The organism is Streptomyces sp. NPDC043908, assembly GCF_056435525.1.
The window spans coordinates 33,532-55,880 of the sequence record NZ_JBWKEI010000026.1 but is presented as its reverse complement, the minus strand read 5'-3'; the positions used below and the strand labels follow the sequence as shown (position 1 = coordinate 55,880).

The window sequence follows — 22,349 nt, the reverse complement described above, 5'->3', positions numbered from 1 at the left end:
ATCCACGGCTTCGACTGACGCTTCCCCATGACCACATCAACGAGCGATCAAGCTGACAGTCACATGATCAAACCACTTTTGTTAGAGCCACTTAGAGCGGCACCCTTCGGGGTAGCCGGTCAGGGCCCGTGAGGCTACCTGCGGGGCGGAGTCGGGGCGCGGCGCGAGGTGCGTGTCCCTGCTCGGGGGTGCACGTGCCGCCGCCCGAGCAGATAGTCGGTGGCGACCGCGATGGCCGCGGTGACGAAGACGACCATCACGACCAGTGCATGTCGATCATGGACAGCTGTTCCATCCGGTCCCTGGGCCAGTGTTACGGCGACGCTGCGCTGGTCCCTCGCTCCTTACGTTGCTCGGCTGTCACGAGATCCGGTGTTGTCAGCCCCGCGTCGTACAGTCCGTGTATGAACTGGGGAGATGCACCTGCGTGGGCGGCGTTCGTAGTGTCGGTGGGGGCTCTCTGCCTCAGCATCAAGGCAAGGAGCGACGGGAAGCGCTCGGCTGATGCCGCGGAAAAATCCGCTGCGGTGGCTGAGGACGCCCTGGCCCATCAGCGCCAGATGGACGCCGAACGCCGTGCCGCAGAGGACGAGGCCAATCGTCCTCGGGTCATGCTGAGCTGCGAGCATGCCAGCAGAGCCAAGTGGCAGTTGATCAACCACGGCACGGCGACCGCGACGAACGTGCGGATTACGGAGACGGTTGGCGCCCTGCACCGTCCCTGGCCTGAGAACCTGACACTAGCTCCAGGCGAGGTATATGACTTCCTGATGGTCGGTTCCATGCAGAAGCCTCTGCCCTCTGTGATCCGCGTTGTGTGGGACGGTCAAGAAGAGCCGGTGCCTCTTCGTGTGCCGCCTCGCATTGGCTAACTGGCCGTCGCGCGTCTATGTCCAGCGCATCCCGATGCAGGCGCAGACAGACACGACGCACCCGCACATCTACCAGCGCATGTCGAGGGCGTTGAGTTCGGCTCGTCGTTGTGGGCTGAGCTTGTCTGCTCGTCGTCGGGTGTTGTCGAGGAAGGTGCCGAGCCGTACCTCGACCGTGGTCTCTACGGCCGTCTGGTGGCTGCCCGGGTTGTCGCGGGGGTGGTGTTCGGTGTCTGGTCGCTTGAGTCGCTCGACGTGTTTCCTGGGGACGTTGAGGTGTCCTTCGCGTGCGTGGTATTGGCGGGCGGCGGTGAGGTTGAGGTTCCATTTGTCGTCTCGGGTGGGGGCCGCGACAGGCTGCTCCTGGGGGTGGGCGGGTTCCAGTCCGAGGATCTCCAGTAGGACTTGTTGTCCGACGCTGAGCTGGTCCCAGCCGTGTCGTTGTGCGGTGATCCATCGTCCGAGGTCTTCGCCCTGGACGATGACGTCACCCGCAGCCAGCGGCATCGGCCCGCCGTTGTCGACATGTGCTTTGATGAGTTGGAAGTTGCGTTGCCAGTTGGTGTCCCATGCGGGGCACCAGCCGGGGTCGAGGTCGTCCAGGGCGTCCATGCGCGTGGACGGCATCGCTCCGGCCGCATCGATGGGCAGCCCGGCCGCCCGGCGCGCGATGTTCACCAACGCCCGCCTGCCCGCCGCCCGCTGGTTCTTGGCCCACACCCCGATCGGATAGTCCTCCCACACGGCGGTGGCCGGGGGCAGGAAGTGCCCGTGCGCGGCCGTCCAGGACCGCGCCACCGCGAGCCCTTCCTCAAACGCCACGCCCTGGTGTGACCACACCATCCCCAGTGCATCGAGCTGGGCTGCGCGTGTCGCGGGTCAGTGGAACTGGCTAGTCGTCACGCTTCTGATCTGGGGTTGTTCAGTTTGGTTGAGTGGGGTTGCCGACTGGCTGGCTGCCTGAATCTGCGCAGGAAGCGATGCTGCCAGTCGTCTGACCTGCGGCGCTCCTAGCTTCTGGTCTGGCTGCGCAGTTTGGTTGAGTACTGCGCAGTTTCACTGTTCCTCGACAGGACCACCGGGTACATGCGGACATCGGGCGGCAGTACCGGGGACCACCCCCGCATGCGCGGGGACCACAGCCGCTCCGAATGGGACAACATGTAGGTGACGGGACCACCCCCGCATGCGCGGGGACCACCGGCGTCGATCAGGGCCTTGATCATCCGGGGCGGGACCACCCCCGCATGCGCGGGGACCACCGCGCGCATGGGGCGTCCCCGCGTAGGTACAAGGGACCACCCCCGCATGCGCGGGGACCACGTCCGCCCCGCGCACGCCCGCGGACCGCAGCTGGGACCACCCCCGCATGCGCGGGGACCACAGGTACCCGGCCCCGCCCACCCGGGTCAGCTCACCGCGCTGCGTGAGGGACCACCCCCGCATGCGCGGGGACCACCTGAAGTCCGGCAGCCAGGTCTGCACGAGCGGGGGACCACCCCCGCATGCGCGGGGACCACATGAGCACGGCGTAGTGCATGTGCTCGTAGCCGGGACCACCCCCGCATGCGCGGGGACCACGCGAGATCCACATCTCCGTCCCGTTCGAGGGCGGGACCACCCCCGCATGCGCGGGGACCACTCGTCGAAGCTCTGCTCGTCCTCGGCGCTCAGGGGACCACCCCCGCATGCGCGGGGACCACGAGCTGCCGCACGAGCGTGTCGCGGTCCGGCAGGGACCACCCCCGCATGCGCGGGGACCACGGTCCCGGAACCAGGCGGCCAGTGTGCAGGCCGGGACCACCCCGGCATGCGCGGGGACCACTTGAACACGTCGTGGCTCATGTTCGCGGCGGGGGGACCACCCCCGCATGCGCGGGGACCACCGGCAGGCGCCGCAGGTGGGGTACTGGTCGCTGGGACCACCCCCGCATGCGCGGGGACCACCCACCTTGTTGTCAGACCACTTCGCGGCGAGGGGGACCACCCCCGCATGCGCGGGGACCACGTGGAGTCGTCGGTGGCCGTGGTGTCGGCGGGGGGACCACCCCCGCATGCGCGGGGACCACAGGCGGCGACCTGCGGGTTCAGTCGGTCGCGGAGTGGAGTTCACTTACTTTCATCGAGTCCGACATTCCCGTCAAATCGCTTGTTCTGTCTCAGTGCTGTGTTTTCCAGCGGCAGTTTATCGGTTCTGCGGGGGGCCCCTATGTGTTTGGTCAAGGTCAAAGGCCAGTAGATTCGTGCGGTCGAGTGCGGGCTGAGTCGGAGGGGCGTGCATGAGTGATAGCCAGGTCACGATCAAGCTCACGAGTGACGAGGCACTGTTGCTGTGGCACTGGCTGGGGAAGCTCCAGATGAAGCCCGCCACGCTGCTGAAGCAGGCAGGTCGACCAACGGCCACTGGACGACGCCCGCTCCCCGGCGGAGGGCGCTCACCTGGCGTATCCAGTGCCTCACCCAGCTGTCCACTCCGTCCGACCGAGCATGAGCCGCGCGCTACCAAACGGTCCTGGCACCCGTATGGACCTCGCGGCCCAGCGTCAGCCGCTTCCTGCGCAGCAGCCAGGCTCGGCGCGGGGAAACGGCAGCCGCTGACTGCCAAGCGCTGCGCGTCGCCCAGCGCGAGCGGTCGGCCTTGCCAGACCCGGCCCGCCGTTGGGCTGCCATGGGTACCGTTCTGGGGGAGACGCCTGAACGGACGGAGGCACCATGCCCTGCCGCACGCTTGAGCCGACCCGGCCCATCAACAGGTCGGGGGCGAGCTGATGCTGGAAGAAGCCGAGGAGATCGGCCGCCGGGCTCGTCGTGCCCGCCTGCGCCTGGGCATGCCGCAGGCCGACCTTGCCGCCGCACTGGGCAAATCGCAGGGCTGGGTCTCCAAGATGGAACGCGGCTTGATCGAACTGGACCGGGTCGGCGTACTGAACCTGCTGGCGGCCGAACTGCACGTCCATCCCAATGACTTGATCGGCCGCCCTTACACCAGCTCTCCTGACGAGAACCAGTGGCAGGTCGCCGCGACCTCGATCCTGCGGGAGCTGCGCCGTTACGACCTGGCGCCGGTCTTCGACGGCATCCCGCGTCCGGCGTCGAGGCTGTGGCGGGAGATGACGCGGCTGCACCGGCTGCGGGATGCCGCTGCGAACGTGGCCATCATGCGTGTCCTGCCGGATCTGCTCCGTGAATCGCGTGCCCTTGCCGAGGTGGCCACTGGTCATGAGCGGGAGGAGGCTTACGCCATTTACGCGGTGTGCTGCAAGTTCGCACATACCGCCGCGCACTCTCTGGGCCATCCCGAGCTGGTCGCCATGGCCTGCGAGCGGGCGGCCTGGTCGGCACGGCTGTCCGGCGACCCCGTCCTGCCGGCGGTCGCCGACTGGATGCGGGTCTGGGACATGTGGGCGAGTGCGGACTGGGAGGACGCCATCGCCTTGTCCGACAAGGCCATCAGCACCGTTCAGCAGGGCTACGAGCGGGGCGAGCCCCTGGCCGTACGGGCGTGGGGCACGCTCCAGCTCCGAGCCGCCGTCTCCGCCGCGCGAGGCGGCCGGTCGTCGGAGACCGAGGACCGCATCGGTCTCGCCAAGGCGGCGGCCGACCGCATGGGCGAGTACACCGGTGCCCCGGTGTACGACCGGCACTCGCTGACGTTCTCCCCCGGCAACGTCCAGATCCATGCCATCAGCATGGCACTGGAGATGGGCCAGCAGCGCAAGGCGCTGTCGCTGAACCACCGCACCAGCCCGGAGCTGGTCGCTTCACTGCCCAACTCCCGTCAAGGGCATCACCACATGGATCTCGCGCGCGCCTGGCTGTGGGACGGGAACCGCGACAAGGCGCTGGGCGAGCTGGAGAAGGCGGAGCGGATCGCACCCCAGCTCATCCGCAACCACCCCATCGCCCGCTCCACCCTGCGCGGCATCGTCTACGCCGAACGGGCTTCCACGCGAGAGAAGTTGCGGCGCATGTCCGACCGCTTCCACCTGGACGGATAAGGGTCGTATTCCTCTGCTTCATATTCGCACCCCGGCCCCTCCCTAACGTCAGGGGCATGAGCAGACGACCAACTCCCCATCTGCCTTCGCAGGGGGCCGAGTTAGGCACGGCGGGCCCCCTTCTACCCGCAGCTCGGCGAACTCGCCGCCGACACCGCCAAGGACGGCCGCGTCGGCGTCGTCGTCACCCTCCCCGGCGCAGGCGCCGCGACCTACCACCTGCGCCCGCCGGGCGGCGGTGCGCAATGGTCCGCGCCGGCCGACGCCAGCACGTTGAAGCCGGTCCTTGCCAAGGTGACCCACGCGACCTTGCTCCTCACCGACGCGGTCTACGACCCGCGAGCCAAGCAGGTTTCGCTGCCCATCCTCGTGCATCACGAGGACGGCGACAGCAGCGAGGCCGCGCTGATCCTCACGCCGTCCGACATGGAACAGCTACACGCCCACACCGGGCGCATCCTCGCCGACCACGAGTGGTTACCGGGAGGGGCACCGTGATGCCGCACGGGCGGCACCGCGTCCCCGACCTCTGGCGAGCCACCCCGGCCCGCTGCGACTCCGGCGGCGTCGCCCTGACCGTCCTGGCCGTGCTCGGCCTCGCCGGACCCGCGTGGACCCTGCGCGACCAGGCCGCCGATCTTCTCTCCGCCGACCGGCCCGCGGCCATATCCGTGCCGGACACCGCCGAGCCGGAAACGTAGACGGCTCGCCAGGACCACAGCTGGTTGCCGCGCACGAGACGGGGCATTTCGGAGATGTGCACGGTGTCGCCCGGCCGGGCGTAGTCGAGGAGCGCGCGGAACCTTGGGGCGCTGGAGGGGGTGGAGGCGGCTGGAGGTGCCCGGGTCCTCCTCGAAGACGACTGGGTCCTCGATGCCGGCCTCGTGAAGGACGAGGTTCTGCCGGGCGGCGGACTGCTGGTCGGTCGAGACCCGCTTGTAGACCAGGTTCGCCACTCGGGGCCCCTTCCGTACGGAGGATCGGACCCTATCTGTCGTCAAACCCTGTCAGCAATCACCATCGGATCTGATTGGATTCGCGGCGCCGCGAACCCCCGGATTGCGGGGGTTCATTGGACGCGTCGCCCGCCTGTCGTCAAACGATCGTTTAACGACAGAGGGCGGACGCCGAGCCGGCAGGGCGCGTCACCCGGATCCACCGGGGGTCGGAGCATGTCGTAGGTGCCGATTCAGTCGGCGGATACGACGACCTTGCCGGCTTTCGTCTTGCCGGCCTCGACGAACGCCATCGCCTGCAGGGTCTGTTCGAAGGGGAAGACCGTGTCGACGACCGGGCGCAGCGCGCCGGCGTCGTACAGATGGGCCAGGTGGGCCAGTTGCTTGCCCCCAGCCCGCATGAAGAAGAAGGAGTAGCGCACTCCAGCTTTCTTGGCCGCGCGGCGGACCTTGCGGCTCAGCAGCGACAGCACCAGCTCGAAGACCCGGGGGGCGCCGAGCTGCCGGGCGAAGCCGACGTCCGGGGGGCCAGCCACTCCCAGGGCCAGGCCGCCGGGGGCCAGCACGGTCAGCGACTTCATCAGGTTCTCCCCGCCGAGCCCGTCGACGACGAGGTCGTAGCCGGAGAGCAGCGAGGAGAAGTCCTCCTTGGTGTAGTCGACGACGCTGTCGGCGCCCAGGGAGCGCACGAGTTCCTCGGACGAGCCCCGGGCGGTGGTTGCGACCTCGGCGCCCAGGTGCTTGGCCAGCTGGATCAGAGTGGACCCGAGACCCCGGCGCCGCCGTGGACCAGTACCTTCGACCCGGGCCCGATCCCGGCCGTGTCGACGAGGATCTGCCAGGCCGCAAGGGAGACCAGCGGCACTGCGGCCGCCTCGGGCATGGTCAGCGTGGCCGGTTTGTGCGCAACGTCGTCCTCGTCGATGGCGATGTACTCGGCGAAGGTGCCGATGCGCAGGTCACGGGGGCGGGAGTACACCTCGTCGCCGACGGCGAAGCCCCGTACCTGCGTCCCGACCGCCGTGACGGTGCCGGCGAGATCGTGACCCAGGACGAACGGCGGCTTGTACTTGAGGAGTTGTTTGAACTCTCCGTCGCGGACCAGCTTGTCCAGCGGGTTGACGCTGGCCGCGGCGATCTTCACCAGCACGTCCCGGGGGCCGGGCTGCGGTTCGGGCACGTCTACGGCGCGCAGGCCGTCCTTGCCGTAGTGCTCGACGACGAAAGCCTTCATGGTTCGCCGGTCCTTTCTTGGGGTTGCAGTTCCTACGGCCGGGCCAGAAAGGCTAGGGCCTTGGCGACGAACTGCTGGTGGTACTGGAAGATGCCGCCGTGACCGGCGTCGGGGTAGATCGCCAGCTCGCTGTCGGGCAGCCGCCGGGCCAGATCGGTGGAGTTGTGGGAGGGGACCATCCGGTCGGCGTCGCCGTTGGCCACCAGCACCGGCTGGGTGATCACCGACAGGCCCTGCGGGGTCTGCAGGCCCCAGCGGTGGATGGCCTTGAGCTGGGCGAGGTATGCCTTCGGAGAGATCGCCTTGTCCCGGTCGGCGGTGCGCTCCTTCAGGCGTGCCAGGAACTCCTGGCCGGCGCGCTTGCCGGCAGCAGTGCGGGTGAAGAACAGGTACTGCTTGGGGTCGGTGAGGGTCAGCAGCGCCCGCAGGGTGTCCAGGTGGGAGATGCGGGTGACGTTCTTGATGCCCTGGCCGCCGGCGGGGCCGGTCCCCGCCAGGATCATCCTGCGGACCAGCTGCGGCTCGGTCAGCGCGATCTCCTGGGCGATCATGCCGCCCATGGAAAACCCGTGCAGGTCGACGCGGTCGAGTCCGAGGGCCTTGATGAACGCGACGGCGTCGCGTGCCATGTCGGCGATGGTGGCCGGGGTGGTGCCGGTGGAGGCTCCGACGCCGCGGTTGTCGAAGGTGATGACGCGACGCTCGGCAGCGATGCCGTCGACGACGCGAGGGTCCCAGTTGTCCAGGACGGCGGCCAGGTGGGTCAGGAACACCACGGGAGTACCGGTGCGCGGGCCCAGGTCGCGGTAGGCATAGCGCACCCCTGCGGCATCGATGGTCCGGGTCACGGCGTCCTTGTAGGTTGCGGCAGGGGCCTGGTTCGCCGGGGGCGGGGTCGGGTGTGCATGCTTCGGGGCGTTCATGATGGCGCGCTTCCTCCCTTGGGGGTGCGGTCGTCGCCCTGTGACGGCGGTATGAGGGAAAGAGGAAAAGAGGTGTGGGCCGTGATGCCGTGCCTGGCTGCCGCTGTACTGCGGAGTCCGGCACGTTCCAGTAGCGCACGGGGCCGCGGCGCCTGCCCTGTGCGGGCAGGACGGCCTTCGCGGCTCGGCCGATGCGGACGGGCCACCGGTGGCCCCTGGGCCGCCGCGCCGGACGGGGTGCGCCTGGCGCGGGAGGTTGGGGCAGCGGCGCCCGTCGGCCCGGCGGTCAGGCCGCGGGTTCGCCCAGCTGCGGGTACAGCGCCTCCAGCGGCTGAGACAGGGCGGCCTTGACCTGTACGGAGACGTCGTCGGCGAGGACCTCGCGGCGGCCGGCCTCCGTGGCGTCGAACACCGTCCGCACCAGGTCGGCCGGGTCCGTCTTGGGGCCCTCGGCATCGGCGGCCATGGGGGTGTCGACCCAGCCGACATGCACTCCGACGACCTGGACACCGGCCGGGGCGAGCTCCAGGCGCAGGGAGTTCGTCACCGACCACAGGGCGGCCTTCGTGGCGCTGTAGATCCCGGCCACCGCGTACCAGCTCAGCGCGGAGTGCACGTTGATCAGTGCCGCCGGTGCGTTCCCCGACAGGATCGGGGCGAAGGTGCGAGACAGGTTCAGCGGGCCGACGAAGTTGGTCGCGACGTTGCGCGCGATGTCCTCGTCCGTGTGGGTGAGGATTCCCGGGCTCGGCACCGACGCCCCCGCATTGTTGATCAACACCGTGACATCCGGCGCGGCCTGGACCGCGGCGGCGATGGAGTCGGGATCGGTGACATCCAGGGCCAGCGGGACGACGCGGTCATCATCCCAGGCCCGGGGGGTTCGGGCGGTGGCATACACCTTCGCCGCGCCCCGCTCCAGCGCCTGCTGGACCAGCTGCGTACCGATGCCGCCGTTGGCGCCGGTGACCAGGACGACGGATTCCTTGAACGAAGTCATGACTTTCTTGCCTTTCAAAGAGGGCGTAAGAGGCGGAACGGGCCGTGGGCGCGGGCTCAGGCCCGATCCAAGGCCGGGTAGTCGGTGTAACCGGCGGCGCCGCCGCCGTAGAGGGTGTCCGGGTCGGCCTCGTTGAGCTCCGCGCCGGTACGCAACCGCACGACCAGGTCGGGGTTGGCCAGCGCCCACCGGCCGACCGGGGCGATGTCGGCCAGGCCCGAGTCCACATACTCGGCCAGTTCCTCGCGGGCGCGGCCGTAGCGCAGCACCAGCAGCGCGGTGGGCCACGCCTCGCGCAGGGAGCGAAGCAGCTCGTCGTCGCCGAGGTGGTGCACATGCAGGTAGGCCAGGTTCAACGGAGCCAGCTCACCGACCAGGTGCCGGTACTGGGCGCGTACCGCCTCCGCGTCGCCCTCGTCGATCCCGCCCAGCGGGAATCCGGGCGAGATACGAATCCCGACCCGGTCGGCGCCGATCTCCTCGGCGACGGCCGCGGCGACCTCGACGACGAAGCGGGACCGCTCGGCGACCGACCCGCCGTAGCCGTCGGCGCGGCGGTTGGCGTTAGGGGAAAGGAACTGGTGCAGCAGGTATCCGTTGGCGGCATGGATCTCCACGCCGTCCGCGCCGGCCTGCGCCGCGGCGTGCCGGAACTCCCCGACCACACCGGCCAGCTCCTCGGTGGCGAGCTCCCGCGGAACCGCGGTCTTCTGCATGCCAGACGCGGTGAACATGTCCTGCTCGGCGCCGATCGCGGACGGGGCCACCGGCTGCCGATGGTGCGGGGTGTTGTCCGGGTGGGACATCCGCCCGACGTGCATCAGTTGCACGAACAGCGCTCCGTCACCGGCGTGCACCGCGTCCGCGACCTTCCGCCAACCCTCGACGTGCTCGGGCGTGTACATGCCGGGAGTGTTCAGGTAGCCCTGGCCATCCGGCGAGGGCTGCGCGCCCTCGGTGATGATCAGACCCAGGCCCGCACGCTGCCCGTAGTACTCGGCCATCAGCTCGGTCGGAGTTCCGTCCGGCAGCGCTCGGCTACGGGTCATCGGGGCCATTTGCCAGGCGGTGCGGGAGCTTGACGCGGCTCAGCGCGAATGGCTGCCAGAGGGTGGAGGACGTGGTCATGGCGGAAGTTCCTCTACGTGGTTCGGTGTGCGGCGGCCGAGCCCCGACCCTCTGCAGGCGGCTGCGTGCCAGAATGGATCTGAACCCGATCGCTTATGACTGCAATCGTAACTGAGTCCAGTCATTAATTCATTCCCTGGAGGACCGCATGCCGTCCACGCCTGCCCCGTCGGGTCGACGGGAGCGGAACAAGCAGCAGAAGCTGGACCGCATCACCGCCGCCGCCCGCGAGCTGTTCGCCGAGCACAGCGTCGAGGACGTCACCACCCAGCAGATCGCCGAGAAGGCCGACATCGGCACCGGCACGTTGTTCCTGTACGTCAAGAGCAAGGGTGAGCTCCTGCTGCTGCTCCAGAACTCCCTGTACGCCGAGGCGCTCGCCCGGGGCCGGGCCGCCGCCGAAAGCGTCGACGACCCCGTGGAGGCGGTGCTCGCACTGCTGCGGCCGGTGGTGGAGTGCAACCGCGTGCACACCGGCAACGGCCGCACCTACCTGCGGGAAATGGCCTTCGGCGACCCCGAGGAGCCCCGGCACCACGAGGCGCTGACGATCGTCGGCCAGACCGAACAGGCTGTCGCCGAGCTGCTGCAACGCGACGGGAAGCGTGGCAGCGCCGACGCCGCGACCCTCGCCCGTGTCATCTCCGCAGTGATGTTCCTCGCCATGGCGGCGAGCCTGAACGCCGACCACGACGCAGAACAGGTGCTGGCCGACATCCGCACACAACTGACGGTGATCCTGCCCCACTGATGCCCGGCCGTGCCCCGGCCTCCCGTGGTCCGTCCAGCCCCACTGGTCGGACGAGCGGTCTACCAGGGCAACCGGTCCCCGGCTGCGGACGACGTACCTTCTGAGCGGAGGTGCTCGGAGCGCGTCACGCGACCGGTGCTGGACGGCGCATCCGGCACGTCCTGGCGAGATGCGCGACGATCTCCCCGCCGGTCAGGCCCTTGGAGGGAAGCGGGAGAGTTGTCTATTGCCCGCCGGCGTCGTCCTCGTCCAGCTCTGGGGCGTCCGGGTCGCGCAGCGGGCGCAGGGCGCCGGCGGCGGGGGTGGAGGCGGTGAAGCTGTAGCGGCCGAGCAGGTTCAGGTTGCGGTGCTTGAGGGGGGACAACCGGGCGGTGTCCTCGTCGCGGATCTCGTGTCCCCCGTCCTGCAGCTGGGCGACTGCGGCGCCGATGTACCTGGTGGTCCAGAGCACGATGGCGTTAAGGACGAGGCCGAGTGCGCCGAGCTGGTCCTCCATGCCGTCCCGGTACGCCTGGTGGATGGTGCCGCGCTTGCCGTGGCACACGCCGCGGGCGAGCTTGTGGCGGGACTCCTGCACGGTGAGCTGCCGGTTCATCTGCCGCCGGTAGGTGTCGTCCACCGGGTCGACCACGCGCAGCAGGTGCTCGGTCTTGGCGATCCGCCCGTACTCCGCGAACGCCGCCCCCAGCGGGGTCGGACGCCCCTCCCGTCCGAACATGCGCAGCAGGTCGTAGGCGCGGACCTGATTGGTGACCAGAGAACCGGCGTCCTTCAGTCGTCCAGGTCCAAAGAATCCGTGCGGCGCAGTTCAGCCAGCAGGGCGGCATGCAGGCGCGGCCAGACTCCGGCTTCGGTCCAGTCCCGCAACCGGCGCCAGGCCGTGACTCCGGAGCAGCCCACGGTCTCGGCGGGGACGTCGCGCCAGGAAGCACCGGTCCACAGAATGCCGGCGAGAGCTGTCCTGTCTGGAACGCGAAGTCGCCCGGGGTGGCGGTGGCGCCGCACGGGGCAGGTAGCAGAAGCGGAGGCACGCTGCCACAGGTCGTCCGAAACAAGAGCAGCACGCACCTGGCCATCCTGCCGGTCAAGATCTTGGACACGGGCTCGGGTGCAACTCATCCGGAAGGGGGCGGCCTGGAAGAAGGGATGCGGGAAATCCGCCTCCGGACAATCCCGTGACGGTTGCCGCTGCCCTGAGGGGCGCCGTGTGGGCCGGGGCGGTGGCCCGGACCCACACGGCGCGGTGGTCAGGCTTTCGTGCCGGAGTCCCCGCCGGACGCGGGGGTGGTCCCGGACGCCGGCGCGGGCGTGGGCTTGGGTGTGTCGGTCTTGCCGCCCTGGTTGAGCATGCCGCCAAGGGCGCTGAGGTTGCCGCCTCCGGCTCCGCCGGTGACGAGCGGTGCCGCCTTGCTGGCCGCGTCGACCGCGATCTGGGCCATCTTCTGGAGGTGTTCGGTGGCGGTCTTCAGGGCTTCCTGGGCGCGGACGCCGGCTTCCTTGTCATTGGTGGCGGCGGCTTCGATGCCCTTGCTGAGGACCTGGCTCATCTGGGCGAGGCCGCTCATGTCGCGGAACAGGTTGGCCGTGGTCATGGCCTGGACCGCCTGGAGGCCGTTCGGGTCGGGCATCGCCACCAGCGGGGTGAACTTGGCCTGGGAGGCGCCCATGCCGGCCGCTGTGGTGTCGAGGTTCTGCGCGCGTGAGGCGGTGGAGACGGGAGCGATGTCGGCGGGGGTGATCTGGAGGGGCGAGTCCTTCCAGTTCCAGAAGCGGGTGAGGTCGATCTTCTCGGCCGAGTTGGACCGGCCGAGGACGGCCTCGGCGAAGACGCCGTTGGTGGCGATGGCGATCGTGTTGGTCGCCGGTGCCCCGAACGTGTTGTTGCTCGCCTTGCGGGAGTCGGTCCACTCCTGTCGTTCCTCCTCGCTGGCGAAGTTCCAGCGGAAACCGAGGTAGTTGCCGGTGGCGGCGATCGGCTTCGGGTCCAGCAGCATGCCGAGTGGGACCGGCGCGGCAGTCGAACCCACCGGGGTGTACGAGTAGTTGGCGAGGATGCGGCTGAGCGTCAACTCGTCGGCGTTGGCCCACACGGCCTGGCTGTAGTGCCGGCGGTTGTCGTTCAGGTGGTCCAGAACCGCCTGGGGCACGTTCCCGCCCCGCACGTGGAAGCCGAGCGACGCGACGTAGGTGCGGCTGCCGGACTTCACTGTCGAGCCGAACAGCCCGCAGATGGCCGAGGCGCCCCCGGCGTCCTCGGACAGGTCAGGTGCGACGGTGGTGGTCGCGGCGACGCCGAAGTTGGCCACGCCCGAGGTCATCTTCAGGCGCAGCCCGGCGAGGCTGCCGCGTGCTGCCTTGCCGGACCAGGCTTCGTAGGAGAGCAGCTTGTCGGCGCCGGCGAAGGTGTAGGTCGCCTGCTGCGTGCCGGAGGCGGCGATGTCGCCGCAGCCGAAGGTGTGGCTGGGGAAGACGATCTGGATGCCGCGGATTGCGGTGTCGTCGGACCAGACGTCGATTCTGGACGCGTAGGAGGAGTCTTCCTTCGGCTGGTCGTCGAAGGCTACGGGTGTCTCTCGTCCCAGGATCCGGCGTACTGTCCCGTTGTTCATCAGTATCCAGTAGTCGGCGGCGGCGGCTGAGGCGATCTGTGCCAGGCCGGTGACGCTCTGGAGGCCGCTGGCCGTGGGGCGGACCAGAGTCGTCGCGCCGGACTCCACCAGGAGGGGCATGGTTTCGGTGCTGGACTGGGGTTGGACGACGGCCCAGAGCGCGCCGTCGGACGTGGCGGACAGACGCTGGACGCCCGTCGCGCTACGCTGCACCCAGTTGGTGCCACTGCGCTCATAGATCACCCCTCGCCGGGAATACCACAGCTTGTCCTTGCCGGTGACGGCGATGTCGTCGGCGGTGACGCCCAAGCCCGTCCATCCGTTCTGGCCACGCTGATAAATTATGTTGTCGGTACCGACCATGTAGACCGCGTCGTCCGTGCCGCATGCGATGCGCAGCCCCCCGGTGGCCGGGTCGGTCCGCCAGGTCGTCCCGTCGAACTGGACAAGCAGGTGGTCTGTGGCTCTGAATGCCCAGACGGTGTTCTTGCCCGGTGCGATGCGTGACAGGCCCCCGACGAGCCCCGTGGTGGGCAGCGCGTTCCACCGCTGCGTCGCCGGATCGAACCGGACCGGGATGCCGTCGGCCTTGCGCACCCCGTACACACCCATCGCCGAAGCAGCGATGTCGGCCAGCTCCACCCCGTCGAACTCCTGCTTGGTCGGCACCTCCGGCGCCGAGCACGCGTCGAGCCTGCGCACGGTGGTGTCGAACGGGTTCGCCGCGCGGATCTTCGCCGCCCAGTCGACCGGAGCCACCGACGCGAGCACCTCCTTGTACCGCTGAAGGCTGGTGTGGGTGAAGGTGAGCTCCTGCAGCGGGATGAACAGGCAGCGTTCCAGATTGGTCGGCCTGGTCGTCACGTTATAGACCTGGACGACCTCGTAGTACTGCACCGACATCGCGTGCATGTGGTTGTAGTTGGTGACGACCCGGGTAAGGACCTGGTCCTTCTCCGTCTGTGTCGTCTCGCGCACGACGGTCATGTTCCGGCTGCGGGCCGCGGTCGCCAGTTGCTGCGTCCGCGCGCTGATCCGCTGCGTCGCCTCCGCCGCGACCGTTTTCACGCCCGTGGAGCGCGATACCGACGTCGCGATGCCCGTGTTCGACGACTTGCTCCAATTGCCGCCGCCGCCGATGCCGAGGAGCGCGACGCCGACGCTGCCGCCTGAGCTGGACGACTGGCTGGACTGGAACCCCAGGGAGTTGCCGTACTGCTCCTCGCGGGCGATCGCGTTCGCGACCTCGCTGATCGACCGGTTCTGCTCGGTGGTCCCGGACAGTGCCTCGGCCTCGGACGCCGTCTCGGTGCCGGTAGCCCTGGTGGTGCGCTGCCAGTCGACGACCGCGACCCTGGTGCTCTCGCCGGGTGCGAGCGCGAGGCTGTGCAGCAGCCGGCCGAGCGTGACGCCCTGGGCCGACCAGCTCTGCTCCGTCGTGACGATCATGCCCTCGGCCGGGCGGTCGTAGAACGGCAGGTTCTCCTCGCCGAGGTCGATGGCACCAGTCAGGGCGCGTGCCGGCTTCGCCCCGGGAATGTCGGTGAGCACCACCGAGCGGTACCGGACGATCTCCGTCGGGTAATTGCCGGTGGTGGGGAGCAAGTCCTTCGGCGTCGGGCCGTCGAGCATCGTCTTGTCCGCTTCGGACGCGGCAGGCGTACTCGCCGAGGTGGGCGGGGCGGTCGCGGGTGTTCCGGCGCTCGGAGTGCTCATCAAGTGTCCCGTCTCAGGAGGGGAGAAGGGCAGTCGCCAGGGCTGCGCCAGGCCCCCACGGCGTCTGGCGCAAAGGCAACGACGCCTTCCGTACCGCTCGAAAGCTACACAGCTTGATCACAGCAGCAGCAAACTCTGCCGGAAGTGGCCAGAAATGGGCGTCTGAGAGGTCAATAACGCTTCCACAGCATGGAGTTGAGGGCGGTGTCCTCCCACCTGACGGGCTTCATGACGATGACCGCACGGCCTTCCTGGTCTCGGAGCACGGATCAAGGCCGCAGCACGTATGGCGCGGTGGCCTCTGCCCTCCGGTGAGAACTGAGGAGCGGAGTAACCACGCGCCAAAGCCGGTTGTTGTCCATGGAGGGGACCAGCCTGTGCTTGATCCGGGTTGGCAGCGCATGACTCCAGAAGCTCCGAAGCTCTTTCTGAAACGAGCAGTAAGGCTCTTGAAGCCGTCGGCCTCGATCGCCTTGAAGTGGACGAAGAGGTCATCACCTCCGCCTTCGGGGGTGATGAAGCCGAACCCCTTCTCATCGTTGAACCACTTCACGGTGCCTTGCTGGCGATTACTCAATGTATTGCCGCTCTCTCTGAGGGTAGTGATTGGCTCTATCAGACCACGGCGTTCCCGCGCAGTTGAAGCGATCAGGCGCCTATGCCGAGACCTTGCCGTGGTCGGGCGGCGGCTGGCAGGACGTAGTAGTTGTCCAACTTCCCTGGCAATCGGTCCAGGTTCAATGTCAGGGGACACCCGGGCTGCCCCGGCGGCTGGCGCCCGTCCGTCTGTCCCCGCGTGAGCTCGCCCCGGGCGGTAGCGCGCCGGCCGTGCCTGCGGCGCACTGTTGGTTCTACTGCTTCGTGGCCCACTGCCGTTGCACCACGCGGGGACGGACCACATGGGAAGGGCATGTCAGATGGTGTAGCGCACGTAACGCTCGCCCTTGAACAGGTAGACGTCCTTTCCGCTGCCGGGGACGGCGCAGCCGGCCTGGAGGTTGTAGGCGAACTCGGTGTCGGCCAGTCGCGGCCAGCCGGTGATGATGTTTTGGACGCCGTTGCGGATCCGTTCGTTGCGGCAGTCGTAGCGTACGTACTTGTCGCCTTTGAACAGGTAGACGTCAGTGGAGCTGCCGGGAACGCTGCAGGCGGCGTCGAGGTTGCTGGTGAAGTCTGTGCCCCTCAGGCCAGGCCAGCCGTCGGAGAGCCTGCCGATGCTGGCCCGCTCATTGCGGCAGTCGTAGTTGACGTACTGGTCGCCTTTGAACAGGTAGACGTGGGTCGTGCTGCCCGGAATGAGGCAGGCGGCGTCGAGGTTGCTGGTGAAGGTTGTGCCCCTCAGGCCAGGCCAGCCGTCGGAGAGCTTCTTGGTGCCGTAGCCGATGTCCTCGCTGCGGCAGTCGTAGCGGACGTACTGATCTCCTTGGAACAGGTAGACGTCTGTGGCGCTGCCCGGAGCGAGGCAGGCGGCGTCGAGGTTGCGGGTGAAAGAGGAGCCGAGCAGCCCGGTCCAGCCGGTGGCGAGGAACTGGAAGCTCCCCTCCGGAGGAGGTCCCGGAGGGGTGTCGCCCGTGTACTTCACACTCAGGGCGAAGTGGCCCATCCCCGAGGAGCGGGCATTGAACTGCAGGGTCATGCGTCGGCCTTCGGTGTAGTACAGCGCCTTCAGATCCGATCGGTTGAGGGCGAAGCCGCGGGTGAGGACCATGTCGTCGTGGTTGCGCAGGGCTTCCCAGAACGTCGCCAGGAGGTCCATCGCGACGATCATGTAGCCGAGCATGTCCGCACCAGGGACGAAGTTCAGCGCGAAGTCGACCAGACTCAGCGAGTCGACGGCGTCCCCGAGCGCCTTCCCGAGCGCGGTGTACCACGCGTCGTTGGACTGGTCGGCCTCCCAGCATGTGATCATCAAGGCGCTGAGGTTGCCGGTGAAACTGGCATCGAAGAACGCCATCCTCCCGGTGCCATGTTCGCCGGGGATGGGGTAGTCGTTGTTGCCAGACACACTGCCTGTCTCGCCGGTGCGCGTGTGGAACTTGTAGTTGTGGGACTGACAGGCCGCGGTCCAGTAGATCTCGTCCCGTCCGCCCCACTGGTCGCCGGCCGCCTGGCGGCAGCGGAACCCGGCCCACTCCAGCTTCGCCCTGAACGGCGTGTTGGATGCCGCCTCATCCGTGGGCGCGCTGCCGTCTGTCTGTTCCTGAGCAGCGGTACCGAACTGGGCGCCGTCGAACAGGGTCAGGCCGTAGCCGTAGGCATCGGCTGCTTCGCTGAACGCATCCGTCTCCAACTGCTCCCCCGCCAGCAGGCGAGTGCGATTGACCCACGCGACGTTGGGCTGGTTGGCCGCCAGTTCCCCGACGGCCCGGATGCGCGCAGCGACGTCCTCGGGCGTGAACGGCTCGTCGAGGCCACGCCGCGCGACCGCCTGCGGCACTAGCGCCACCGTGCCGACATCCCGCTGCTCACGGTAGGCCCGCCCCAGCGCCCACACCTCGCCCTCCCCCAGCACACCGACCAGCGGCGCCAAGAACGACTGCTCCCACTCGGTCAGCTCCAGCCCCATCTCCGCGCGCGCCGCAGCGTGCAGCCATACCCCTGTCGCCACATTCGTTTCCGGGTTCTGGCGCCGCTGCCGTCGACGTGACGCGACAGCCGGCGCTCCCGCCAGCATCCGCCGCCACCGGTCCAAGCGCTCCTGCCCGCCCTCGACAGATGCTTGCCACGTACTGGTGTTTGCCGTCATCTGATCTCCATCTCGAAGCACTTCAGCCGCGGCATGAAGCCGCGTTCCGTATCGAACTGGACGCATCCCCGTCTCGGACGAATCGACGGAAGCATCACTCGACTGAGCGGGCCCCCGCGGCGCATCCGGTCGTAGCCGACACCCTCGACTACGGTCTGCGCCGGCTCACTCTTCTGCGTCGTCGTCATCGTCAGGTGCAACCGCGTCAGGGTCCCGCAACGGACGCAGGGCGCCGGCGGCGGGGGTGGAGGCGGTGAAGCTGTAGCGGCCGAGCAGGTTCCACGAGCTGTTCTCGGCCGTCCCCGGACGGTGGGCCGCTTTGGGGCCTCGATGGGACCTCGCCGCACCGTATCTGCTGCGACATCTTATGGAGCATGCCGTCGCTGTACCTGGCGGGTCCGCAGTCGACCAGTTGTTCCTGGAACCGGAGTACCTAGTCCGTGCCGACCACAACAGCATCTGGGAAGCCGTTCACCGGACGAAAACCCCCACAGCTCGGCGGGCCGGAGCCGCGTACCAGAAAGCATTCGGCCGTGACGGCCTCGTCGGCCAGGACGGATTTCTGGAGACACGGCGTGCGAGGCTTCAGCAGAGCCTTGTGACCTACCGGGCGGCCGGACTCGCGCGCCACCTCCAGGACGAACAGGCTGTGCTCTGCACGCGCTGGAGTACGGGCTTGCCTGAGGAGGCCCTGCTGCACGTCATCAGCAAGGACGAGTTGGGCGCCACAGTGTCGGCCCTGGCACTGGGAGTTGTCAATCGACGGCTCCCCGCCGTGTTCGGCGGCACCGACGGCTCCCTCCAAGCGTGGGACATCACACCGAGCCGTGCCGGCGCGGTCCTCCGATATTCCTCGACACTCCGGACAAACAAGGATGCCATTTCGCAAATGGTGATCGTGGATCTGGAGGAGCGGGTCGTCGTTGCCTTGGTGACTGACCAGAACGCTCTCCGGCTCCACGATCTCGCCACCGGTGCGATCGTTGCCGAAGCGCACCTCGACGGCACGGAGGTCTCAGCCCTGACAGTCGTCGGCACCGGCGACGAGGCGTCCCTTGCGGTCGGTCGGGTCAGTGGTGAGATCAGCCTGGTCGGCCTGCTCGGCGAGTCATTCGGCAGGGTCCTCGACACCGTCGAAGCCGGGGATGCCGCCATCACTTCGCTGCTCAGTGTGGAGTCCGCAGACGGGTCCTTTGCCTTCCGCTGCGTTTCCGCCGAGCCCCAGGGACGTGGGCCGAAGGTGCTGCGGAATCTGGGCCAGCGGCCCGTCACCGTCTCGTCGGAGGGACCGCTCCAGGAGGTGCGGATCCAGCCCACCAACGAGCGCCTCCCGCTGTTCTCCCTCATCGCCTACCACCCCGGCATGTATGCGGTGAGAGGGGACGGCGAGACCGTCTACGTCGTCACGATGCCCGAAGACCGCGGGCTGACACTCGCAGACATCAGTTATGTCGACCGCTTTCAGCTCGCGCTGACCGCCCATCGCGACGGCAACATGAGGGTGTGGGACCTCGACGTTTGCCCGCGGTTCGGGCACGGGCAAAACCACTGGGACCACGCTGCAATCCTCGGCACCATGCGGCTCGGCGGCTCGGAGTTCACCCTCAGCGCCGAACTTGCGTCCGGCGAGATCAAGGCATGGGACTTGAGCACCGGCGCCCAAGAGCACGAGCTGACCGACTTGGGCACGCTCAGCCATGCCGCCGCCGTAGCCGTTGGCGACGCGTCCTACGTCGTCACCGTGACCTCGGAGAACGAGCTTGATACCTGGAATGTCCGTGAGGATGCCCTGGAATCGACCATTCACCTCCCCGCCCGGGCCACCGCACTGGCCGCTGTGCCGCACGGCGATTCTGTGTGGGCCGTGATTGGCGGTGCCGACGGCGGTATCCATGTGTGGGACACGACCAAGGAGTCGCCTTCCCATATCCTCGCCGGAGCGGAGGGGCCGGTCACGCAGCTGGTCGCGGGCGACATCGGCGGCGAGTCTCTCCTGATCAGCGTCCACAACGAACGCAGGGTCTGCCTCTGGTCCCTGGCTGACAGCATCCTGCGACAATCGATCACGCTGAACCGGATCGGAGCGATCGTGATGCAAGGCGGGCGCCTCTTTGCTGCTGAGCAATCGCCGGACGACGATCAGGTGTGTATCTGGGATCTTGTGACGGCCTCACGCGTGGGCTCCGTCCCCGTGGCCAACCCTCGGGCGATGACTGTCAGCCAAGTCCACGGCAGGCCGGTACTCGTAGCCGCTGTCAACGAGGCGGAGGTCCAGGCATGGGATGCCGAATCCGGCGTTCCACTCGGACCTCCGGCCCCAGTACCCGATCAAGTGCACACGATCGCCCCCTACGAGAACGGCGTGCTGGTAGGCAGCAGGGCCGGCCATGTCACGGCCCTCGGCTGGGCCGCATCGGCGTCGGCACTCCGTCCGACGCGGCCGGCCGTCCACGTCACCCACGTCCTGGCATGGTTGCCGGGCGAACTGCTATGTGGCGATGCCCGTGCAGACGGGTGGGACTTGCACACAGTCAGCGAGTGGGAGGGAGGACAGCCGTCCTCCGCCGGACTGATCTCCGCCCGCCCCATCACTGCGACGGCGGCCGAACTCCACAATGCTCTCGCCGACGTACTGACGCCCGACGGATTTGAGGTCGTGTGGCTGGAAGCACACTGGTACGAGATCGCCAAGGTCAACGGCGTGGCCACCGGCGGCCCGTGGCGATTCCCGGCGTACTCCGTTTATTGCCACGTGGAGGAAGGACCAGAGCAGTGACGATTGTCGCAGTGCACGGCATCGGCAACCACCTGAGCGGCCGCTCGCCGGAACAGGCGGCTACCGAACTAGCAAGGCAGTGGCGGCTCAAACTTCAGCATGGGTTCGCGGCCGCTGGACTGAACGACCACCGGCTCCCTGCCCTGCACGCCGCGTACTACGCCCACCACATCCACGCCGCGGAGCGGCAGGGTGCCGTGCCCGACGTACTTGCCATCGACGAACTAGAACAGTCAATCGTCATCGACTGGGCACTGGCCCTAGGGTCACCCATCCTCCAGGAACGGCAGGGACTCATGACTGCACCACTGCGGCAGATCCTGTCCTGGGTTTCCCGACGCCGCAACGTCCCCATCAGCACGGTCATCCGGCTCGCCGTCCACCTGGCGGGCGAGGTCCGCCGCTACCTCCACGTTCCGCAGATACGGGCTGCCACCCAATCCGCCGTGGCCGAGTCAATCCGACGGGTACGCCCCCGCGTGGTGCTGGCGCATTCCCTCGGCTCCGTTGTCGCGTACGAGGCTCTCCATGCTCACCCAGAACTGACCGTGGATTGCTTCGTGACCTTGGGCTCCCCCCTTGGCCTGCCGGGCGGGATCTTCGATCACCTGGTGCCCGCGCCCATCGCCGAGCGAGGTGCCCGACCTGCCGGGGTCCGCTACTGGGTGAACCTTGCCGACACAGGTGACCTGGTGGCAATTCCTCGTCGGCTCGGCGACCGATTCCCCGTCGACCAGCACGCCGACACTCCGATCGGCCGTATCGACTTCCATACCTTCGGAGCGTACTTGTCCTCCCCACTCACCGCTGTGGCGATCACTCCCTTCGTTCGCAACCCGACAATCCCGGACCAGATCGCCTGAGATGTCAGCAGGTGCGTCGTACATGACCGTCGTCGCAGGTAAACCCTTGCACGCAGGCGCACTCACCTCGCACGACTAAATTGACTGTCAAACGACTCGATTGGATGGCAAAAGACGGCAGCGCACCCGAGCTGCACAGGGCGAAGCCCGGCTGCTGGGGCTGCGTCCGCTTGATGGCGCCGGGCTGGCTGGTTCGGTGGAGATCGACGGCCCGGTCCACCACGGCGAGGTCCTCACCCTCACTGGCGACTCCTACCGGACTCGCCAACGACGCGAGCTCCTGGCGAAAGAGAACCGGTAAGGCCGGCCATCGGCAGGACGTTGTCCTGTTTTCCTGGTCAGCGAGGGTCGGCTTGCTGGTCGTTCGGGCCGTGGATGGCCTGTGCTCGCGCCTCCACTCACGCATTCAACCCACCTGAGAACCGGGTTCTCACCCGCTGCCATCATCACGGGGAACCAAGGGGCTGCTGTCCCTCAATGCGCAGTGCCCGGCATCGTCACCGATGCCGGGCACTCCATGCGTTCAGCCGGGTCTGGGCTCAGAGCAGATCGCGCTCCATGAAGTCGTCGGCCTCGGCCCACGTGATGAAGTCACACACCCCGGTGGCGAGGTCGACACAGATCGGCAAGTTGCCCGCAAGCCGGGAGTACTCGTCACCGTGGTCGAGGAACTCGATGCGGTCGTACGGCGCGATGAATCGCCCTCCGTCCACGAAACAGTACTCCGAGATAATCCGAACGTTGTTGGACGGCCAGGATTGGCTCTGTTCGGCAAGG

The 22,349-nt window shown here is 68.1% G+C and carries 16 protein-coding genes, 3 pseudogenes and 1 CRISPR repeat array; of the genes and pseudogenes, 7 read left to right on the top strand and 12 right to left on the bottom strand.

Features of this window, described 5'->3' with window-relative positions; genetic code table 11:
- Positions 1-134: 134 nt before the first annotated feature.
- Positions 135-257, bottom strand: a complete 123-nt coding sequence (locus AC069K_RS34505) for a hypothetical protein (RefSeq protein ID WP_478622685.1) — start codon at positions 255-257, stop codon at positions 135-137.
- A 147-nt stretch (positions 258-404) separates the two neighbouring features.
- On the opposite strand from AC069K_RS34505, the gene AC069K_RS34500 reads away from it, so the two are divergent.
- Entirely contained in the window at positions 405-872 is a 468-nt protein-coding gene (locus AC069K_RS34500) for a hypothetical protein (RefSeq protein WP_478622683.1), read from the top strand.
- Between the two features lie 69 nt (positions 873-941).
- On the opposite strand, the gene AC069K_RS34495 is transcribed toward AC069K_RS34500, so the two are convergent.
- Entirely contained in the window at positions 942-1,694 is a 753-nt protein-coding gene (locus AC069K_RS34495) for a helicase associated domain-containing protein (RefSeq protein ID WP_478622681.1), read from the bottom strand.
- Positions 1,695-1,983: 289 nt separating this feature from the next.
- A CRISPR array of direct repeats spans positions 1,984-2,941; the repeat unit is 29 nt; unit sequence GGGACCACCCCCGCATGCGCGGGGACCAC.
- Between the two features lie 699 nt (positions 2,942-3,640).
- On the opposite strand from AC069K_RS34495, the gene AC069K_RS34490 reads away from it, so the two are divergent.
- The 3 genes from AC069K_RS34490 (at position 3,641) to AC069K_RS34480 (ending at position 5,571) form a co-directional block, all read left to right on the top strand.
- Positions 3,641-4,870 (top strand): helix-turn-helix domain-containing protein, encoded by a 1,230-nt coding sequence (locus AC069K_RS34490; RefSeq protein WP_478622679.1) that lies wholly within the window; start codon positions 3,641-3,643, stop codon positions 4,868-4,870.
- A gap of 294 nt (positions 4,871-5,164) precedes the next feature.
- Positions 5,165-5,368, top strand: a complete 204-nt coding sequence (locus AC069K_RS34485) for a hypothetical protein (protein ID WP_478622678.1) — start codon at positions 5,165-5,167, stop codon at positions 5,366-5,368.
- The gene (locus AC069K_RS34480; protein WP_101391829.1) at positions 5,368-5,571 is read left to right on the top strand and encodes a hypothetical protein; all 204 of its coding nucleotides are present in this window, start codon (positions 5,368-5,370) and stop codon (positions 5,569-5,571) included. The genes AC069K_RS34485 and AC069K_RS34480 overlap by 1 nt, the downstream gene beginning before the upstream one ends.
- A gap of 488 nt (positions 5,572-6,059) precedes the next feature.
- Here the strand turns inward: AC069K_RS34480 and AC069K_RS34475 are convergent.
- From AC069K_RS34475 to AC069K_RS34460, 4 genes and pseudogenes are all read right to left on the bottom strand, one after another.
- Positions 6,060-7,060, bottom strand: a pseudogene (locus AC069K_RS34475) (NADP-dependent oxidoreductase).
- 32 nt (positions 7,061-7,092) lie between these two features.
- The gene (locus AC069K_RS34470) at positions 7,093-7,983 is read right to left on the bottom strand and encodes an alpha/beta fold hydrolase (RefSeq protein ID WP_478622675.1); all 891 of its coding nucleotides are present in this window, start codon (positions 7,981-7,983) and stop codon (positions 7,093-7,095) included.
- A gap of 286 nt (positions 7,984-8,269) precedes the next feature.
- The gene (locus AC069K_RS34465) at positions 8,270-8,983 is read right to left on the bottom strand and encodes an SDR family oxidoreductase (RefSeq protein ID WP_478622673.1); all 714 of its coding nucleotides are present in this window, start codon (positions 8,981-8,983) and stop codon (positions 8,270-8,272) included.
- Positions 8,984-9,039: 56 nt separating this feature from the next.
- Positions 9,040-10,032 carry an alkene reductase gene (locus AC069K_RS34460; RefSeq protein ID WP_478622671.1) on the bottom strand — a complete coding sequence of 331 codons (993 nt, stop codon included), beginning with the start codon at positions 10,030-10,032 and terminating at the stop codon, positions 9,040-9,042.
- A gap of 227 nt (positions 10,033-10,259) precedes the next feature.
- On the opposite strand from AC069K_RS34460, the gene AC069K_RS34455 reads away from it, so the two are divergent.
- The gene (locus tag AC069K_RS34455; RefSeq protein ID WP_478622670.1) at positions 10,260-10,862 is read left to right on the top strand and encodes a TetR/AcrR family transcriptional regulator; all 603 of its coding nucleotides are present in this window, start codon (positions 10,260-10,262) and stop codon (positions 10,860-10,862) included.
- Between the two features lie 223 nt (positions 10,863-11,085).
- On the opposite strand, the pseudogene AC069K_RS34450 reads toward AC069K_RS34455, so the two are convergent.
- From AC069K_RS34450 to AC069K_RS34430, 5 genes and pseudogenes are all read right to left on the bottom strand, one after another.
- Positions 11,086-11,628, bottom strand: a pseudogene (locus AC069K_RS34450) (Tn3 family transposase); the annotation flags it as partial.
- 5 nt (positions 11,629-11,633) lie between these two features.
- Positions 11,634-11,981, bottom strand: a complete 348-nt coding sequence (locus tag AC069K_RS34445) for a transposase (protein ID WP_478622668.1) — start codon at positions 11,979-11,981, stop codon at positions 11,634-11,636.
- A 128-nt stretch (positions 11,982-12,109) separates the two neighbouring features.
- Positions 12,110-15,187, bottom strand: a complete 3,078-nt coding sequence (locus tag AC069K_RS34440) for a hypothetical protein (RefSeq protein ID WP_478622666.1) — start codon at positions 15,185-15,187, stop codon at positions 12,110-12,112.
- 418 nt (positions 15,188-15,605) lie between these two features.
- Positions 15,606-15,764, bottom strand: a pseudogene (locus AC069K_RS34435) (cold-shock protein); the annotation flags it as partial.
- Between the two features lie 336 nt (positions 15,765-16,100).
- On the bottom strand, positions 16,101-17,933 hold the full coding sequence (locus AC069K_RS34430) for a hypothetical protein (RefSeq protein ID WP_184762054.1): 1,833 nt from the start codon (positions 17,931-17,933) through the stop codon (positions 16,101-16,103).
- Between the two features lie 412 nt (positions 17,934-18,345).
- Here AC069K_RS34430 and AC069K_RS34425 point away from each other — a divergent pair, with 412 nt between their 5' ends.
- Both AC069K_RS34425 and AC069K_RS34420 read left to right on the top strand, forming a co-directional pair.
- On the top strand, positions 18,346-20,709 hold the full coding sequence (locus tag AC069K_RS34425) for a WD40 repeat domain-containing protein (RefSeq protein ID WP_478622690.1): 2,364 nt from the start codon (positions 18,346-18,348) through the stop codon (positions 20,707-20,709).
- A complete protein-coding gene (locus AC069K_RS34420) occupies positions 20,706-21,572 on the top strand; it encodes a serine peptidase (RefSeq protein ID WP_478622663.1) in 867 nt (288 codons plus the stop codon). Before AC069K_RS34425 ends, AC069K_RS34420 begins: the two co-directional genes overlap by 4 nt.
- 539 nt (positions 21,573-22,111) lie before the next feature.
- Here AC069K_RS34420 and AC069K_RS34415 read toward each other — a convergent pair.
- On the bottom strand, positions 22,112-22,285 hold the full coding sequence (locus AC069K_RS34415) for a hypothetical protein (protein WP_478622661.1): 174 nt from the start codon (positions 22,283-22,285) through the stop codon (positions 22,112-22,114).
- Between the last annotated feature and the right edge of the window lie 64 nt (positions 22,286-22,349).